The 17997-nt window shown below is 53.3% G+C and carries 13 protein-coding genes; 3 read left to right on the top strand and 10 right to left on the bottom strand.

The genetic code is table 11. The features are described from left to right. Positions 1–8: 8 nt before the first annotated feature. From ilvB to ACXYMU_RS10525, 6 genes are all read right to left on the bottom strand, one after another. On the bottom strand, positions 9–1742 hold the full coding sequence (gene ilvB / locus ACXYMU_RS10550; protein WP_458986353.1) for a biosynthetic-type acetolactate synthase large subunit: 1734 nt from the start codon (positions 1740–1742) through the stop codon (positions 9–11). Beyond that, positions 1705–3423: a dihydroxy-acid dehydratase gene (gene ilvD, locus ACXYMU_RS10545; protein WP_458986352.1), complete on the bottom strand. Its 1719-nt coding sequence runs from the start codon at positions 3421–3423 to the stop codon at positions 1705–1707. Before ilvD ends, ilvB begins: the two co-directional genes overlap by 38 nt. Before the next feature lie 560 nt (positions 3424–3983). Next, a complete protein-coding gene (gene leuB / locus ACXYMU_RS10540) occupies positions 3984–5102 on the bottom strand; it encodes a 3-isopropylmalate dehydrogenase (protein WP_458986351.1) in 1119 nt (372 codons plus the stop codon). Beyond that, on the bottom strand, positions 5090–5686 hold the full coding sequence (leuD, locus tag ACXYMU_RS10535) for a 3-isopropylmalate dehydratase small subunit (protein ID WP_458986350.1): 597 nt from the start codon (positions 5684–5686) through the stop codon (positions 5090–5092). Before leuD ends, leuB begins: the two co-directional genes overlap by 13 nt. After that, positions 5686–7080, bottom strand: a complete 1395-nt coding sequence (gene leuC / locus ACXYMU_RS10530; protein WP_458986349.1) for a 3-isopropylmalate dehydratase large subunit — start codon at positions 7078–7080, stop codon at positions 5686–5688. The genes leuD and leuC overlap by 1 nt, the downstream gene beginning before the upstream one ends. 1 nt (position 7081) lies before the next feature. Further along, positions 7082–8248 (bottom strand): 2-isopropylmalate synthase, encoded by a 1167-nt coding sequence (locus tag ACXYMU_RS10525; RefSeq protein ID WP_458986348.1) that lies wholly within the window; start codon positions 8246–8248, stop codon positions 7082–7084. Positions 8249–8414: 166 nt separating this feature from the next. On the opposite strand from ACXYMU_RS10525, the gene ACXYMU_RS10520 reads away from it, so the two are divergent. Continuing rightward, the gene (locus ACXYMU_RS10520; protein ID WP_458986347.1) at positions 8415–9959 is read left to right on the top strand and encodes a hypothetical protein; all 1545 of its coding nucleotides are present in this window, start codon (positions 8415–8417) and stop codon (positions 9957–9959) included. A 1-nt stretch (position 9960) separates the two neighbouring features. On the opposite strand, the gene ACXYMU_RS10515 is transcribed toward ACXYMU_RS10520, so the two are convergent. Next, positions 9961–10590, bottom strand: coding sequence for a YdcF family protein (locus ACXYMU_RS10515; protein WP_458986346.1), 630 nt, complete (start codon positions 10588–10590; stop codon positions 9961–9963). A 401-nt stretch (positions 10591–10991) separates the two neighbouring features. On the opposite strand from ACXYMU_RS10515, the gene ACXYMU_RS10510 reads away from it, so the two are divergent. After that, positions 10992–13568: a phosphoenolpyruvate carboxylase gene (locus tag ACXYMU_RS10510; RefSeq protein ID WP_458986345.1), complete on the top strand. Its 2577-nt coding sequence runs from the start codon at positions 10992–10994 to the stop codon at positions 13566–13568. 95 nt (positions 13569–13663) lie between these two features. Continuing rightward, complete coding sequence (locus tag ACXYMU_RS10505; RefSeq protein WP_458986344.1) at positions 13664–14548, top strand: urease accessory protein UreD; 885 nt, start codon at positions 13664–13666, stop codon at positions 14546–14548. Positions 14549–14568: 20 nt separating this feature from the next. On the opposite strand, the gene ureG is transcribed toward ACXYMU_RS10505, so the two are convergent. From ureG to ureC, 3 genes are all read right to left on the bottom strand, one after another. After that, positions 14569–15321: an urease accessory protein UreG gene (gene ureG, locus ACXYMU_RS10500; protein ID WP_458986343.1), complete on the bottom strand. Its 753-nt coding sequence runs from the start codon at positions 15319–15321 to the stop codon at positions 14569–14571. Between the two features lie 142 nt (positions 15322–15463). Then, positions 15464–16141 (bottom strand): urease accessory protein UreF, encoded by a 678-nt coding sequence (locus ACXYMU_RS10495; RefSeq protein ID WP_458986342.1) that lies wholly within the window; start codon positions 16139–16141, stop codon positions 15464–15466. Between the two features lie 96 nt (positions 16142–16237). Continuing rightward, positions 16238–17959 carry an urease subunit alpha gene (ureC, locus tag ACXYMU_RS10490; RefSeq protein WP_458986341.1) on the bottom strand — a complete coding sequence of 574 codons (1722 nt, stop codon included), beginning with the start codon at positions 17957–17959 and terminating at the stop codon, positions 16238–16240. Positions 17960–17997 lie beyond the last annotated feature (38 nt).

The raw sequence follows: 17997 nt of genomic DNA, 5'->3' as shown, positions 1-17997 counted from the left end.
GCTTCAGGTTACTTTAATCTGATTTCGCTCACACTGCATCCCTGCGGCACCATCGGAAAAACGTTGTTCTCTTTGGTCACCATCACTTCCAGCAGGTATGCCCCCGGTTGCGCCAGCATTTCCTGCAAGGCGCCTTTCAGGTCTGCCCGCTCGTCTACCCGCTTGCCGGGTATGCCGTAGCCTTCCGCAACTTTTATATAATCCGGACTGGTGATATCCACGAAAGAGTAGCGGCGCTCATGGAAAAGCTGCTGCCACTGCCGCACCATACCCAGAAACTGGTTATTCACGATGATGATCTTCACATCCACTTCGCTTTGCATGATGGTGCCGAGTTCCTGAATGGTCATCTGTATGCCTCCGTCACCGGCAAAGGCCACTACAGTACGGTCTGGGGCGCCGAATTTTGCGCCAATGGCTGCGGGCAGGGCAAAGCCCATGGTGCCCAAGCCGCCGCTCGTAATGTTGCTGCGTGTCTGGTTGAGCTTGGCGTAGCGGCAAGCCACCATTTGGTTCTGCCCTACGTCACTCACTATAATGGCATCGCCGCTGGTGAGTTCGTTCAAGAGTTGCATCACCTCACCCATTGTCATCTCGCCGGATGCGGGGTACAACTCTTCCTGTATCACCTGATTGTATTCTTCCGCCGCATAATCCCTGAATTTCTGCAGCCACTCTGCATGGTGCTTCGCCTCTACCAATTGCGTCAGCAGCGGCAGGGTTTCTTTGCAGTCGCCCCATACCGGCACAGTGGTTTTCACGTTCTTGTCGATCTCCGACGGGTCTATGTCCAGGTGGATTACCTTGGCTTGCTTGGCGTATTTATCCAGGCGGCCCGTTACCCGGTCATCAAAGCGCATACCAATCGCAATCAGCACATCGCACTCATTTGTGAGCACATTGGGGCCATAGTTACCGTGCATGCCCAGCATCCCCACGTTCAACGGATGGTCGGTTGGTAGGGCACCTGCTCCCATAATGGTCCAGGCGGCAGGTATACCGCTTTTCTCTATGAATTCCTTAAACTCCTGTTCGGCGGTTCCGAGCATCACACCCTGGCCCCAAAGCACAAATGGCTTTTTAGCTGAGTTGATTAGTGCTGCCGCTTCCTCAATGTATTCTCTGCGTACAATGGGCTTCGGCCGGTAGCTGCGCACATGCACACAGGGCTTATGATCTTTGAACTCGAATTGCTGCAGTTGTGCGTTTTTAGTGATATCGAGCAGCACCGGCCCTGGACGACCGCTTTTAGCGATATAGAAGGCTTTAGCCAGTGCCTCTGGAATTTCGTTTGCATCTGTCACCTGGTAATTCCATTTGGTTACAGGTGCCGAAATGCTTACCACATCCGCCTCCTGGAAAGCATCGGTGCCTAAAAGATGGGCGAAAACCTGCCCGGTAATACAAACCAGCGGCGTGCTGTCGATCATGGCATCGGCCAGGCCCGTGATCAGGTTAGTGGCCCCGGGCCCGCTGGTAGCAAACACTACCCCCACTTTGCCCGAAGCACGCGCATACCCCTGGCCGGCATGTATACCGCCCTGCTCGTGCCGCACCAGCACATGGTTCAACTGGTCTCTGTAATCGTACAACGAGTCATAGATCGGCATGATGGCACCACCAGGGTAGCCAAACACCGTCTCAACGCCTTCGGTCAGTAACCCGCGAATGAGCGCCTCGCCTCCCGAGATTGTCGTTTTCTCCTTAACCAATTCTGGGGCTTGTTTCTCGTTCGTTAACATATGCCTCTTCTAAATCTGTTATACATCCGTTGCTTGCATCGCTCACGGTTCTGATATACTTCTGAAGCACGCCACGCTTCACACGCGGTGCTGGCGCTTCCCACTTTTCGCGACGCATTGTCAGCAGGGCATCGTCCACGTGCAGATGCACCGTGTTGGTAGCGGCATCCAGGGTAATGATGTCGCCATCTTCCACCAGCGCAATGTTCCCTCCGTCAAACGCCTCCGGGCAAACATGCCCGATCACGAAGCCGTGCGTGCCGCCAGAGAAGCGACCGTCTGTAATCAGGGCCACTTTATCGCCCAGTCCGGCGCCCATGATAGCGGAGGTAGGTTTCAGCATTTCCGGCATCCCCGGTCCGCCCTTTGGGCCGACGTAGCGGATAACCACTACATTGCCTGCCTTCACTTTATGTACTTTCAGGCCTTCGTTGAGCTCCTCTTCCGAGTTAAACACCACGGCAGGGCCTTCAAACTTCAATCCTTCTTTTCCGGATATCTTGGCCACACCGCCTTTAGTGGCAAGGTTGCCATACAGGATCTGAATATGCCCGTCTGCTTTGATAGGGTTGGAAAGCGGCCTTAAAAGATCCTGCTCTTCGCCCAAAGGCTTCACGTCTTTCAAGTTCTCCGCCACAGTCTTACCAGTCACAGTTAGCAGGTCGCCGTTGATGAGCCCTTCGTTCAGGAGCGTCTTCATCACAGCTGGCACTCCGCCAAGCGAGCAAAGGTCCTCCATCAGATACTTGCCGCTTGGCTTCAGGTCGCCGAGCACCGGCACCCGGTCGCTCACCGCCTGGAAATCCTCCAACGTCAGCTTTATTCCAGCGGCACTCGCAATGGCGATCAGGTGAATCACCGCATTGGTAGAGCCGCCCAACACCGTGATCACAACCATGGCGTTTTCAAAGGCCTCACGCACCAGGATGTCGCGCGGCTTGATGTCTTTTTCAAGCAGGTTTAGCAGGTAGTGCCCTGTCTCGAGGCACTCATCCATCTTCTGCTGGCTCACTGCCGGCGAAGAAGAGGTGTAGGGTATAGACATACCCAGCGCCTCGGCTGCAGAAGCCATGGTATTGGCCGTATACATGCCGCCACAAGCACCCGGCCCCGGACAAGCATTGCGGATAATGCCTCTGAAATCCTCGTCTGAGATAGCGTTGTTCAGTTTTTTGCCATAGGCCTCAAAGCAGGAAACGATGTTCAGCTTCTCCCCTTTAAACTCGCCTCCTTTTATGGTGCCGCCATATACCATCAACGACGGTCTGTTCAGGCGGGCCATCGCGATCAGCGAACCGGGCATGTTCTTATCACAGCCTACCACACAAGCAAGGGCATCGTAATTATGCGCACCGGTAATGGTCTCGATTGAATCTGCGATCACCTCTCTCGATACCAGCGAATAGCGCATGCCCTCTGTTCCGTTGGTGATGCCGTCGCTTACCCCAATCGTGTTGAAGCGCAGGCCAACCATACCCAACCGGCTTACCCCTTTTTTTACTTCGTCTGCCAGGCCGTCGAGGTGCATGTTACAGGTGTTACCCTCAAATCCGGTCGAGCAAATTCCTACAAACGGTTTGCGTAAATCTTCCTCAGATAATCCGGAGCCGATCAGCATGGCCTGAGAGGCAGGTAAGCTGTCGTCTTGTGTGTAAATCCGGCTGTATTTGTTTAAGGCCATGGAGGTTCTATTTTTTTAATATGACTGGCATTTATTTGAAGACATGTCAGCCATATGGTTCTGTTATTATACTTATGTCTTATTTCCGAGCTACAATGTCAAAATTTTGCAACGACATCTAAAACAAAGCTTCCAAATGCTTACTATTTCTAAAAGTAGTCAAAAAGTTTGTATTTACCTGTTTTTCAGTTTGTTACAAGCAAACAATATACATTATCTAAAGTAAATTACCAGATTGATTTTATCGGGCATCGGTCAAAAAAAGCACCGCTAGCCTGTTCTATAGCTTACGCAGCTTCTGTTTACCGATGAAGGAAGCGCCCTAATTTATCATTGCAAACCTGAAAGCTACACCGTTAAATGCCCTCACCTTTTCCGATTTCTACCACAGGAAAAATCTTTAAAAAAAAACAGCCACCCCCCTGGAAAGGAGATGGCTGCCTATACCTGTTCGATAAACTTATCAGCTATACACCTTTTCCAGCCTCCGTGCGGGCAGCACGAAAATTAGAATGACCAGCAAAAGGGGCAATATGTGTTTCATCCAAAAGGTCAGGTTATTAGATGATCGTACTCAAACCTACTTCAATATTATACTTATAAGGTCCCGTTTCGGCACCATCCAATACGCAGTAAGAGATAAAAGTACCTACCTGCTCGGTGGTGTACGGTGATTTTGCATTCAGTTCAGGCGTAAGTACGCGCTTCTCCAGGGCATACTGCACACAATCCTTTACCAGGTCTGCTTCATGCTGCAAACCAAAATGCTCCAGCATCATGGCTGCCGACAGTATCGCTGCGATCGGGTTTGCGATTCCCTTGCCTTTGGCCTGCGGGTAAGAACCATGGATCGGTTCAAATAGCGACACCAAGTTACCGACAGAGGCGGAAGGCAGCAAGCCGAGTGAGCCAGCAATTACTGAAGCCTCATCCGAGAGGATATCGCCGAACATGTTCTCTGTCAGGATCACATCGAACTGCGTCGGGTTGAGAATGAGCTGCATCGCGGCATTGTCAACAAAAAGGTAATCTACAGCCACTTCAGGATAGCGCTTGGCGATGCCCTGCACCACTTCGCGCCATAAACGTGATGTTTCCAGCACGTTGGCTTTGTCTACCAGGGTCAGTTTCTTGCGCCGGGTGGCTGCTGCCTGAAAGGCCAATTCCGAAATCCGCTCAATTTCCTCACGGCTATACGTGCAGTTATCGAAAGCCGAGTCGGCATCGCGGCCCTTCTCACCAAAGTATACCCCTCCTGTTAACTCACGGAAGATAAGCATGTCGGCTCCGGCAATGCGGTCGTTTTTCAGAGGGGAATGCTCCAGCAGCACATCATAGGCCGTTACAGGCCGGATGTTCGCAAAAAGTCCCAGGGATTTGCGAAGGCGCAGCAGTCCTTGCTCCGGTCTTACCTTGGCCGACGGGTCATTGTCGTACTTCGGGTCGCCGATTGCCCCGAGCAGAATGGCATCTGCCTCCAGGCAAGCCTGCAAAGTCTCTTCAGGCAGTGGGTTTCCTGTCTCATCGATGGCACAGGCGCCCATCATCCGTTTATCAAACTCAAACTTGTGCCCGAATCGCTCGGCCACAGCTTCCAATACCCGGATGGCTTCGTTGCATACCTCCGGACCGATGCCGTCGCCTGGCAACACTACAATTTTTTTATCTAATACGCCCATGCTCGTTTGCTTTCGTATGCTTCGATGGCCTCTTTCTGGCTCACTAAAAAATCAATGTCATCATACCCGTTAATCAGGCACTCTTTTTTATACGGATCAATATCAAAAGTAACCCGCTCCTCCCAGGCTGGGATATACAGCTCCTGCTCCAGCAGGTTCACCACAAACGTTGTCTGAGGCTCACGCTCCACCTGCGCCAGCAAGCGCTGCAGCATCTCATCCGATACTTGCAAAGGCAGCAGGCCGTTGTTCAGGGCGTTGCCGCGGAAGATATCGGCAAAGTAGCTGGAAATGACAACCCGGAAACCAGCGTCATAGATGGCCCAGGCCGCATGCTCCCGGCTCGAGCCGCATCCAAAGTTTTTCCCGGCCACCAGTATCTCACCGCTGTAGCGCGGGTTATTGAGCGCAAACTCCTGCTTCGGTTCGCCAGCGTTGTCAAACCGCCAGTCGCGGAACAGATTTTCGCCGAAGCCCTCCCGAGACGTGGCCTTTAAAAAGCGTGCCGGGATGATCTGGTCGGTGTCTATGTTTTCAATCGGTAACGGAACCGCGCCCGACTGTATGATTTCGAACTTCTTCATTAGTTCAGGTATTGGGTTATATCAACAATCTTACCTTCTACGGCCGTGATGGCGGCAACAAGCGGACTTGCCAGCAAGGTTCTGGAGCCAGGCCCCTGCCGCCCCTCAAAGTTGCGGTTAGAGGTAGACACACAATAAGCCCCTGCCGGAATCTTATCCTCGTTCATGGCCAGGCAGGCACTGCACCCTGGCTCGCGCAGGGTAAACCCTGCCGCTGCCAACAGCTTGTCGATGCCCTCGGCCTTGGCCTGCTGCTCTACCTGCTTGGAACCCGGCACGATGATGGCTTCCACATGACTGGCTTTCTGACGGCCCTTCACGTACTCCGCTACCACCCGAAGGTCCTCGATGCGGGAGTTCGTGCAACTGCCTATAAACACGTAGTTGATTTCTTTCCCCAACAAAGACTCGCCGGGCGCAAACCCCATATACTGCAGCGACTTGTCGAAACTGGCGGTCTCGCCGGCAGGCACCTCCGATGGAATAGCACCGTTAAGCGCGATCCCCATACCCGGGTTTGTGCCATACGTGATCATTGGGGAAATTTCTTCGGCACTGAAGTAGTACTCCTTGTCGAAAGCAGCGCCTTCTTCGGTATACAGCGTTTTCCAGTATGCCAGGGCTTGCTCCCAACGCGCTCCTTTGGGGGCGTGCTCGCGGCCCTCCACATAAGCAAAGGTGGTTTCATCCGGCGCGATCATACCGCCCCGTGCGCCCATCTCGATGCTCATGTTGCAAACCGTCATGCGGCCTTCCATGCTCAGCGAGCGCACAGCGCTACCGGCATACTCCACAAAATAGCCTGTGGCACCACCAGTACCCAGCTTAGAAATCACATATAGAATAAGGTCTTTGGCAGATACCCCACGTCCTAGCTCACCGTCTACGGTGATGCGCATTTTCTTTGGGCGGCTCAGCAACAAGCACTGCGAGGCCATGACCTGCGCTACCTGGCTGGTACCAATACCGAAAGCGATGGCCCCGAAGGCTCCGTGCGTAGAGGTATGGCTGTCGCCGCACACAATGGTCATACCGGGCTGTGTGATGCCAAGCTCGGGTCCGATCACGTGCACGATGCCCTGGTTCTGATGCCCAAGCCCGAAAAGCTCCACGCCATGCTTGGCGCAGTTCTCGGTCAGTTTGTCCACCTGCATCCGGGAGAGCGGCTCCTGAATCGGGAGATGCTGGTCTACAGTGGGAACGTTGTGGTCAGCGGTGGCTACTATCTGGTCCTTGCGGTACAAAGGCAGGTTGCGGGCCGATATCTCATCAAAGGCCTGCGGGCTCGTCACCTCATGGATCAGGTGCTTGTCTATATAAAACACATCGAGTCCGCCCGGAATGGAGCGAACTACGTGTGCTTCCCATATTTTATCGAATAATGTCTTTTTCATACTAGCTGGCAGCAACCAGGTTTTCTTGTTCAACTAAGATATGCAAATCATTGTCTACGACTTCTTTTGTGCGATCCGCCACCTGCAGGAAAGAGGCATAGGCCTTATCCAGGGTTGGCTTATCGAAGTTATACCCAATCTTCTGCAAACGGTAGGCCAAAGCGGCGCGTCCCGAGCGGGCTGTCAACACAATGGAGGAATCGGACACACCCACGTCGCGCGGATCAATGATCTCATAGGTTTCGCGGTGCTTGATCACGCCGTCCTGGTGGATACCGCTGGAGTGCGAGAAAGCATTGGAACCGACAATGGCTTTGTTTGGCTGCACGGGCATGCGCATCATGTGCGAGACCATCGCGGAGGTTTCGGCCAGCAGTTTCGTGTTCACGTTCGTGTCGAGGTTCAGGTAAGGGTGCTGACGCAAAATCATCACCACCTCTTCCAGGGCCGTGTTACCGGCACGCTCCCCCACCCCGTTGATGGTGCACTCTATCTGGCGGGCCCCGTTGACTACGCCGGCGATGGAATTGGCCGTGGCCAAACCCAGGTCGTTATGACAATGGGTAGACAAACGCACCCTGTCAATGCCTTTCACATTCTCATAAAGGTATTTGATTTTCGCGCCGTACTCCTCGGGCAGGCAGTAGCCTGTTGTGTCCGGGATGTTAAGTACGGTGGCACCGGCTTTTACTGCCGCCTCGCATACCCTGGCCAGAAACTCATTTTCTGTTCTACCGGCATCCTCGGCATAAAACTCCACATCCTCCACGAAGCTTTTGGCAAGGGTAACGGCTGCCACGGCACGCTCCAGCACTTTGTCCTGGGTGCTGCGCAACTTAAAGTTGATGTGCGAATCGGAGGTGCCGATACCGGTATGGATGCGCGGGTGTTTGGCTGAAGTCAGCGCCTGGGCCGCCACACGGATATCCTCTTCTACTGCCCGTGAAAGCCCACAGACGGTAATTTCTCTTGTCTGGCTGGCGATAGCTTTTACGGCCTCAAAATCACCTGGGCTCGAAACAGGGAAACCAGCCTCAATCACGTCCACCCCCAGTAGTTCGAGCTGCTTTGCAATTACCAGTTTCTCCTCCATGTTTAATTTGCAACCGGGTACTTGCTCGCCATCCCTTAAGGTGGTGTCGAAGATTTGTATTTTTTGAGCCGACATAGTTAATTTGATCTTTATTACAGAAATATATTCAGTACTTAGGGAGCAAATAACAGGTAAATTAGCAGCTACAAAAACTATTTTCAGAAAGCACTGTTATTTCTAATCATCCACAAAACATTCATAACTCACTGTTTAACAGTTAGTTAACCTAAATCAAATTACAATGTCTACCGAAAGCACCGATCCTGTATTTCTACTGGTAAAATCACTAACGAAATCAGAGAAGCGGCATTTCAGGCTTTTCGCCAAGCGGCAGGGCTCTACAGAAGGACTAAAGTTCCTTCAGCTTTTCGACGCCATGGACGGCCAGGCATTGTACGATGATGAAAAAGTGCTTGAAAGCGCCCCGGCCGTAAAGAAAACGCAGCTGGCCAACATGAAGGCGAACCTGTACCGTCAGCTGCTCTCCAGCCTGCGCCTGTATCATGCAGGCCAGAACATCGACATTCAGCTACACGAGCAACTGGATTATGCCCGGGTGCTTTATAACAAGGGGTTTTACCAGCAGAGCCTGAAGATGCTGGAGAAGGTAAAGCTCGGTGCCTACCAGGCTGAGATGCAGCACATCGCTCTGATGGCCATTGATTTTGAGAAGCTGATCGAGTCTCAGTATATCACACGCAGCCTCGAGGGCCGTGCAGAAACCCTCGCGGCTGAGGCCATCAGCACCGCTCAGCACGTCACTCAGATCCATGTGCTCTCCAACGCTGCGCTGCGCATGTATGGCTTATACATAAAAGTGGGGCATTCCCGCAACGAAGAGGATTTTATACATTCCACAGCATTCTTCAAACAAAACATGCCGCAGGTAGACCTGGCAAAAGCCGGTTTCTTCGAGAAGCTTTACTATCACCAGGCGCATGTATGGTACTACTACATCAACCAGGACTTTAAGTCCTGTTATCGCCATGCCCAGAAATGGGTGGACCTGTTTGAGCAGAACGCCGAGATGAAATACAAGCAGGACACGCTCTACATCAAGGGGTTACACAACCTACTGCTCGCCCTCTATAACATGCTTTATTACAGCAAGTTTATTGAGACCTTGCATAAGCTGGAGAAATTTGCCGTTGACGAAAACAGACGTCCGACGCCTAACTCAGAGGTCCTGCTCTTCCTGTTTATCTATACCAACCGTATCAACAGCTACTTTCTCAAAGGGCATTTCACGGAGGGCCTTTCTATAGTGCCAGACCTGCTCGATCACCTGAACCGCTTCCGGTCGCAGATGGATCCGCACCGCATGCTGACTTTCTATTACAAAATAGCGAGTTTGTATTTTGGGAGTGGCGACAATTACAAGGCGATCGAATACCTGAACAAGATCATTCAGTACAAGGATATTAGCCTGCGCGAGGACCTGCAGTGCTTTGCCCGCATCCTGAACCTGATTGCCCACTACGAGGCCGGGGAAGACGAAGTGCTGGAATACCAGATCCGGTCGGTATACCGGTTTTTAGGCAAGATGAACGACCAGCAGCAAATGCAGGTAGAGATTTTCCGGTTCCTGCGCGGGTTAGGGGATGTGGCCCCGCACGAGTTGAAGGATGCCTTTATCAGCTTAAAAGACAAACTCCTGAAGATCTCGCAGGACCCTTATGAGAAACGCCCGTTTCTGTACCTCGATATTATCTCGTGGCTCGAAAGCAAAATCGAGAATGTGCCGGTGCAGGAGATTGTGCGCCGCAAGCACCTGCATATGAAGTAAACTACCCGAGCTTCCCGGTATCGCGTCTGTTCAGGTACGCCAGTACTTCATCTACCGAGGCCAAATCGCCCTGCGCGTGGTACTTTCGGATGCGCTGCATTTCGCCGGCTATCAGCCCGGCTCGGGTATCCTGCACCTCCCCCTGCGAATGGACAACCTGCTCCTTCCAGGGCAAGGCTTTGCCGGGCAGGCTATACAGGTATAAACCGGGGTAATGGAGTTGGGCAGCCGTAACCGCCGCCATGAAGGCGCGTGGCTGCTGGAACGGAGATGCCGTCACGATCAGCCGCCTATACCCTTTTTCCTTCGCATGCCATATCGCAGCCTCTGCCTCGATGCGGGTATGTAGCAGTTCCGGATCCGGGGGAACTGGCGCGACGGGTTCCATCAACTCCTCAGCTACGCCCTGCGCCGTTAGGGCTCTTTTCCAGTTGGCATACCCCGGGTAACCGCTGATCGGCTCGGTGTCCAGGAGCAAGACTTTCTTCAGACAATGCTGGCGGTGCAGGGTATGCACCGCTGCAAAAGCCGAGGCCTGGTTGTCTTCGGTTTGCCCAAACAGGAACAGCGCGTCTGCCGCCTCACCAGGCAATGTGTCGCAAAGGGTTCTAATGATCAGTTCTTCCAGCATAGCTCCCCCTATACGTCTGCCAATGCAAAAGAGGTAAGCCGGCAGGTATACCGCAGGGTGCTGTTCTGAGGGAGTGTGCTGCGTTGCCGCCGTGTTTCACAGCTTGCGTTACAGAATTATAAATACAGCAAATCGGCATATAAAATCTCATTTTCCCCGTATGATACCCTTGATATAACAGGGGCGGAGGCCTAACCAGACTAGTTTTATTTGAATCTGCCTTCCTAAATACATATCTTTAAAAAAAGCGCTTCAATTGGTTCTCCTATTACCTATCGTAGGCCCTTTTCGTAAAGTTTTGCCACTATACTATCGGATTGTTAACAAATCCTTTCTTATATTGCAATTACTTTAATATAACTACCAAATAAAGTTTAGCATTGCAAAAAACTACGCATCACATGGATGGTTCACCCAACAGCACCATACAGGCTTATAACAAGCAGGTAAGTCTCCGGTTTCAGTTATACAACAGTTTGTTCACCGCCCTTCCTTTCCATAGGGTTGAGAAGACCGGCGTTCTGCTGACTATTTTCCTGTTGCATTGCGAAGAAGGCTTCAGTAAAAACCAGAGCCCGGTGGAAATCATCTCTTCCTTTTTCAAGCAGCACACCTCCTACCAAACGGAGCAGGAAGTGATTGACCTGCTGTTCCGGTTTGTGCAATATACTGAGCGCCAGGTCGTGCTTTTTGATGCCTTGGAAGATGCCGCTTACCGCGACATACATGACATGCAGGGACAGGGAACCCTGAAGCACCTGCAAACAGAGGTGCAGCAGGGCAAGAAGTTTGCTGAGCTGGCTAAAAAGCTCGAAGACTTTTCTGTTCGGCTGGTACTGACTGCGCACCCGACACAGTTTTACCCAAGTGAAGTGCTGGGCATCATCAACGACCTCTCGAAGGCGATGATAAACGACAACACGGCACAAATAAACAGTTACCTGCGCCAGTTAGGCAAAACGCCTTTCTTCAAAAACGAGAAGCCTACGCCTTATGACGAGGCTATGAACCTAATCTGGTACCTGGAAAACGTGTTCTACCATGCCGGGGGCAATATCCTGTCGGCGCTAAAGAACCAGTTCCCAAAAGAGGTCAGCAACGACAACCCGATTATCCGCTTTGGTTTCTGGCCAGGCGGCGACCGTGACGGCAACCCTTTTGTGAATGCAGAGATCACCCTGAAAGTAGCTGAGGCCCTGCGCGGTGGCGCTTTGAAGTCTTACTACCTGGATGTGCGCCGGCTGAAGCGCCGCCTGACTTTCAAGGGCGTTTCTAACTTGGTGCTGGCACTGGAGCAGAAACTCTACAACAACCTGTTTGTGCCGAACCACGAACTGGACATCACTAAAGATGAGATCATCCATACCTTAGAGAATATCAGAACCATCCTGATTGAGCAGCATAACAGCCTTTTCCTGAATATGGTGGAAAGCCTGCTGCGAAAGGTCGAATTGTTTGGCCTTCACTTCGCCACACTCGATATCCGCCAGGACAGCTCCGTGCATACCGAGGTGCTGGAAGTGTTGGCCGAGCAGACAGATTTATTGCCTAAGGATTACGCCACCCGCTCTGAAGAGGAGAAGATAAAGTTAATGCTGGAAGTGAGCGGTCGGGCAAACCCGGCAGAGCTGGAAAACGAGTTGCACCGCGACGTGTTGGAGAGTATGGAGGCTATCAAAACCATCCAGCAAACCAACGGCGTGCACGGCTGCCACCGCTATATCATCAGCCATAGCACCAGTGCCCTCGACATCATGCAGGTCTACGGCCTGCACTTACTGAGCGGCTGGCAAAAAGAGTCGTTGAGCGTTGACATTGTGCCGCTCTTCGAAACGATTGACGACCTGAACAACGCAGCCGGTGTGATGGCCGCCCTGTACGAGAACGAGACTTACCGGCAGCACCTGCAGCGCCGCGGAAACGTGCAGACGATCATGCTCGGTTTCTCAGACGGTACCAAAGATGGTGGTTACCTGATGGCTAACTGGGGTATTTACAAAGCCAAAGAAGAGCTAAGCAACATCTCGAAAGAGTATGGTGTGGAAGTGGTGTTCTTCGATGGCCGCGGGGGCCCTCCGGCACGCGGCGGCGGCAGAACGCATCAGTTCTATGCCTCCATGGGGCCTAACATCTCTAACAAGGAAATACAGCTTACCATTCAGGGCCAGACCATCAGCTCTAATTTCGGAACGGTGGATGCTGCACAATATAACATTGAGCAACTGCTGCACGCAGGGGTATGGAACACAGTGTTTGCATCGCAGGAAACGCTGCTGCGCCCTGAAGAGGTAGCGCTGCTGCAGCGCCTGTCAAACGAAAGCTTCGATAAGTATAACCACCTCAAGAACCACCCGGACTTCCTGGAATACCTGATCTACGCCAGTCCGTTGCGTTACTATGGGGAGGCAAACATTGGCAGCCGCCCTTCCAAGCGCAAGCCCGGCAAGCTCAACCTCAACGACCTAAGGGCTGTGCCTTACGTGGGATCGTGGAGCCAACTGAAGCAAAACCTGCCAGGCTACTACGGCGTGGGCACTGCCTTGCAACGCCTGGAGGAAGCCGGGAAATGGGAGGAAATTCAGCAGCTCTACAACCGCTCGCTGTTCTTCAAAACGCTAATGGACAACTGCGAGATGGCCATGACGAAATGCTTCTTCCCGCTCACTGCCTTCCTGGCGAAGCACCCGAAATACGGTGAGCTCTGGAACATGATCTACGAGGAATTCCAGCTGACGAAGAGCTATATCCTGCGTTTGGCAGGCGGCACGGAGCTGATGGAAGACAAACCCGTCAATCTTTTGTCAATTCAGATGCGCCAGCGCATTGAGTTGCCGCTGCTGACCATCCAGCAGTACGCCCTGACCAAGATCCGGGAGATGGAAGAGCAGCAAAAAGAAGGAGACAACAAGAAAACCTACGAGAAAATGGTTATGCGCTGCTCCTTCGGCATAATCAACGCAGAGCGCAACTCTGCCTGATACACCTCAGAAACTTCAGCGGCTAGTCATTTATATATGGCTAGCCGCTTTTTTTTTTGATTTCAACTTTCATCACTCCCCGCAGCCAAAAGTTTATGCCCGTACCTCTCCCCCATCTAACAGATACCCTTTCGGCTAACTGGAGCGCCGTGGAAGTGGCCGTTGTGCGCGGAAAATCCCGTTTGGTGGGTTGCAGGAGTGCACAACCGCTCAAGGTGCTGAACCCTGCTTCGCACAGTCTTTGCTGCCATGTAGTGCTTTCGAACTTTGGGGGCGGCATGGTGGCGGGTGATCAGGTCAACCTGCGGGTCGTGTGTGGCCGCGGCTCCAGGACATTCCTGAGCTCTCAATCCAACTCCAAGATCTTTAAATCTACAGACGGACAGGAGGCGCGCCAAACCGTACTGGGTGTGCTGGAACGGGGAGCGCTGGCGGTTGTATTCCCCGACCCTGTGGTGCTACAGGCCGAAAGCCGCTACCGGCAAATACAGCATTGGGAGCTACAGGAACAGGCCACGCTGCTGGTAGTAGACTGGTTCCATTCTGGCAGGATGGACATGGGAGAGCAATTTGCCTTCAGCTCCTTTTTCTCGGAGGTGTGCGTATCCGCCGCAGGAAAACCTGTTCTGCTCGACCGCTTTGCGTATCGGCCTACGCAGCACATTGCCACTTCCCCCGCAAATTTCAGCCGTTACCAGACCATGTTCTCCGCCTATTTGGTGGGCACTCCCGGCGAGGAAAGGTTTGAACAACTGGGGCAGCGGCTGCTCCAACTCCGTATGCCCGAACGCCATACCCTGGGCCTAGATTTGCAGGCGCATGACGTGGTGCTTTCCGTGGTGCGGGCAAAACCGGCGGTATACCTGCTCCGTGCCATGGCCATGAGCCGCCCGGATTTGCAAGAACTTTCAGAGGCTCTGCTCACCACCTTATCTGATGAGCTGCACCTGGGGTATAACCCCGCTACCCGGAAGTATTAAACAAAGCTCAGGGCAAAGCCTTATCGCCTGTCCTCCCGAACGGAACCCAACGCTTTTTCCCTGGCCTGAAGGATGTACGCGACGATCGTATCCAGGCCATCTCCGTGAAGCGCCCGCGCAAAGACAAAGGGTCCCTCGCCGCGCATTTTCTTCGCATCGCGTTCCATCACGCCAAGGTCTGCCCGCACCAAATCCTTTAAGTCTGTCTTGTTGATCACCAGTAAATCAGACTGCGTGATGCCGGGTCCGCCCTTGCGAGGCACCTTGTCGCCCCCAGACACGTCGATCACATAGACAGAGTAGTCCACCAGTTCGCGGCTAAAGTGGGCAGCCAGGTTGTCGCCACCGCTTTCCACAAACAGGAGATCTATCTTGTAGTTAAACAGGGCCATTAGTTCTTCCAGGGCGTCCATGTTTAGCGATATGTCCTCCCGGATAGCGGCATGGGGGCAACCACCCGTTTCCACCCCTATAATCCGGTCTTCGCTCAGGGCACTGTTCCGGATCAGGAACTCAGCGTCTTCCCGGGTAAAAATATCGTTGGTTACCACCCCCAACTCATACGCATCCCGTAACCGTTCGCAGAGGGCCTTCAGCAAAGCCGTTTTACCGGTTCCCACAGGTCCTCCTATCCCTACCGTAAAAGCCCTTTTTCTAAAGTTCCGGTATACCGGCAGCTTGCGGGTTTCGCGAAGCGAAAAGTCGCCCGGCGACTCATAGGCTTCGTGTGAGTGCCCGTGCAGCAGCAGGGCGAGTTTATCTACAAAGGCCATAACTTTTTATTCAGGTTAAGTGGATTCTAATCGATGTATAAATTTCTGTTGAAGATGTATTCCCCGAGCGATGATCGCGCCCTTTTATAACTAAAAATCAACACCTTGCCCATGGCTGATAAACTAACAGTTTAGCTATGCGCTAGTTCTGAAACAGCTTCGAGTAAATATCCGCATGGAAAACCTGCGTCGTGTCCAGCAGAAAAGCGGAGCGCGTCGCCTCGGTATAAGGCGAGTTCAGGTAATCCGCTGTCAGCCCCTCAAAAACGGTATAGAAGTCGTGTTGCAGTTTATGTCCGCCCATCGGCCCGATAAAGCCCAACCGGATGGCGGCGCTCACCTGGTCGCGCAAGGTCATGTGCAGAAACATCAGTTGCACCTCCGCCAACCCAAAGCCCACGCGCTTCAGGCACAAGGCGTATACCAGCACGAAGTGAGGAGGAATGTTCGCCTCCCGGAACCAAGTCCGGATCTTCCCCACGTTAGCGTCCGGATAAAATGACTCCAAAAGAATAAGCCAGTTTTTGCCTTGTACTGCACTGGCTTTGTGCATCGTCGGCACCAACATCATTGCCTCATACTGCTCAGCCATGGACAGTAACTCAACGCCAAGCTCGGCCTCTGGCAAGTGGTAGCAGGAGTATATGAACGGAAATTCCAGGCTCGCCACCTGCTGCAGGTAGGCGTACAGGTAATTGCGCAAATCAAACTGGCTTCTGATCAGGCCAAACGTAATGCTGCTCTCCAACCCGTACGAGTAAGCAAATGCCCCCGTCGGGATGGCAGAATCCACTAAATGCAACAGACGCGCGAACTGCATGTCAAGGTATACGTTACTGGGTTAACTGGCATTTACGCTATGCTGATGATAGCCACACATCTCACATACAGAAGTATCCTATCCATCGCACTGATGTTAAAACAAGTTGTAAAGCTGCGCCAGGGGGAGTTTTGTGGCCGGCGCGCAAGTCAGGTGCACCCCATCTACTGTCACTTTATACGTTTCCGGGTCCACGGCAATGTTTGGCAGGTAGTCGTTCAGGGCCATGTCCTTCTTGGACACACTGCGGCAGTTCTTCACACCCACTACCCGTTTGCGCAGCCCATAGTATTGCTGCACATGTGCTACTGAGGCCTGCGACACGAAAGCCAGCGACGTAGTGCCGACAGCGCCGCCAAAAGCCCCGAACATGGGCCTCGAAAAGGAGGGCTGCGGGGTCGGGATCGAAGCGTTGGCATCGCCCATCTGCGCCTGCACGATTGCCCCGCCTTTGATGATCATCTCGGGTCGGGAGCCGAAGAACGCAGGCTTCCAGAGCACCAGGTCCGCTAGCTTGCCTACCTCCACCGACCCGATCTCCTCGGAAAACCCGTGGGCACGCGCCGGGTTGATGGTGTACTTGGCTACATACCGCCGTACCCTGTAATTATCCGCCCTGCCCGCCGGGCCGTCATCTTCAGGCAGCAAGCCGCGCTGCTCCTTCATTTTATGCGCTGTTTGCCAGGTGCGTGTAATCACCTCTCCCACCCGGCCCATGGCCTGTGAGTCTGAGGAAAGGATGGAAAGCGCCCCCAGGTCGTGCAGGATGTCTTCTGCCGCAATCGTTTCACCCCGTATCCGGCTCTCGGCAAAAGCCACGTCCTCGGGTATGTTCTTGTCGAGGTGGTGGCAAACCATCAGCATGTCCAGGTGTTCGTCAATGGTGTTCACCGTGTAGGGGCGTGTAGGGTTCGTGGAGGAAGGAATCACGTTTGGCTCTCCGCAAATTTTAATGATGTCGGGCGCGTGGCCTCCGCCGGCCCCTTCGGTATGGTAGGCATGGATGGTCCTACCCTTAAAGGCCGCCGTGGACGTTTCCACGAAGCCACTCTCATTCAACGTGTCGGTATGGATGCATACCTGCACGTCGTACTGTTCGGCTATGCGCAGGCAGTTGTCGATGGCTGCCGGCGTGGTGCCCCAGTCTTCGTGCAGCTTAAAACCCAGTGCGCCGGCCTCCACCTGTTCCAGCAACCCCTCGGGTTTAGCGGAATTGCCTTTTCCCAGAAAGCCGAAATTCAGGGGGTAAGCCTCTGTTGCCTGCAGCATCATTTGGATAAAAAACGCCCCCGGTGTGCAAGTAGTGGCATTGGTTCCGGCCGCAGGCCCGGTGCCTCCCCCCACCATCGTTGTCACGCCTGAGGCCAGCGCCTCATTAATCTGTTGTGGGCAGATAAAGTGTATGTGGCAGTCGATAGCCCCGGCCGTGAGCAGAAGCCCCTCCCCTGCCACAACCTCTGTGGTAACCCCCACCACCATGCCAGGCGAAACACCGGGCATGATGTGGGGGTTGCCTCCCTTACCGATACCGCTGATGCGCCCCTCCTTGATCCCGATGTCCGCCTTGTAGATGCCGGTATAGTCAATGACCAGCGCATTGGTGATGATCATATCCAAGGCATCGGACTGCGAGACGCCTGCGGCCTGCCCCATGCCGTCGCGCAGCACCTTGCCGCCCCCAAACTTGCACTCCTCGCCATACACACAAAAGTCCTTCTCCACTTCCACAAAAAGGCTGGTATCGCCCAACCGGACTTGGTCGCCCACAGTGGGGCCATACATGTCAGCATAGGCACGGCGTTCTAATTTCAGGCTCATAGAGGTATGGTTAGCGTGTTGGGGTGATCGTCTCGTCC

The sequence above is a fragment of the Pontibacter sp. CAU 1760 genome, assembly GCF_054482735.1.
The sequence above is the reverse complement of the archived record's forward strand: the minus strand, read 5'-3'. Positions and strand labels throughout refer to the sequence as shown.

What these genes read in the sequence shown, in the direction of transcription:
- ilvB (WP_458986353.1), bottom strand. Translation starts at nt 1,742, where the DNA reads ATGTTAACGAACGAGAAACAAGCCCCAGAATTGGTTAAGGAGAAAACG.
- ilvD (WP_458986352.1), bottom strand. Translation starts at nt 3,423, where the DNA reads ATGGCCTTAAACAAATACAGCCGGATTTACACACAAGACGACAGCTTA.
- leuB (WP_458986351.1), bottom strand. Translation starts at nt 5,102, where the DNA reads ATGGGCGTATTAGATAAAAAAATTGTAGTGTTGCCAGGCGACGGCATC.
- leuD (WP_458986350.1), bottom strand. Translation starts at nt 5,686, where the DNA reads ATGAAGAAGTTCGAAATCATACAGTCGGGCGCGGTTCCGTTACCGATT.
- leuC (WP_458986349.1), bottom strand. Translation starts at nt 7,080, where the DNA reads ATGAAAAAGACATTATTCGATAAAATATGGGAAGCACACGTAGTTCGC.
- ACXYMU_RS10525 (WP_458986348.1), bottom strand. Translation starts at nt 8,248, where the DNA reads ATGTCGGCTCAAAAAATACAAATCTTCGACACCACCTTAAGGGATGGC.
- ACXYMU_RS10520 (WP_458986347.1), top strand. Translation starts at nt 8,415, where the DNA reads ATGTCTACCGAAAGCACCGATCCTGTATTTCTACTGGTAAAATCACTA.
- ACXYMU_RS10515 (WP_458986346.1), bottom strand. Translation starts at nt 10,590, where the DNA reads ATGCTGGAAGAACTGATCATTAGAACCCTTTGCGACACATTGCCTGGT.
- ACXYMU_RS10510 (WP_458986345.1), top strand. Translation starts at nt 10,992, where the DNA reads ATGGATGGTTCACCCAACAGCACCATACAGGCTTATAACAAGCAGGTA.
- ACXYMU_RS10505 (WP_458986344.1), top strand. Translation starts at nt 13,664, where the DNA reads ATGCCCGTACCTCTCCCCCATCTAACAGATACCCTTTCGGCTAACTGG.
- ureG (WP_458986343.1), bottom strand. Translation starts at nt 15,321, where the DNA reads ATGGCCTTTGTAGATAAACTCGCCCTGCTGCTGCACGGGCACTCACAC.
- ACXYMU_RS10495 (WP_458986342.1), bottom strand. Translation starts at nt 16,141, where the DNA reads ATGCAGTTCGCGCGTCTGTTGCATTTAGTGGATTCTGCCATCCCGACG.
- ureC (WP_458986341.1), bottom strand. Translation starts at nt 17,959, where the DNA reads ATGAGCCTGAAATTAGAACGCCGTGCCTATGCTGACATGTATGGCCCC.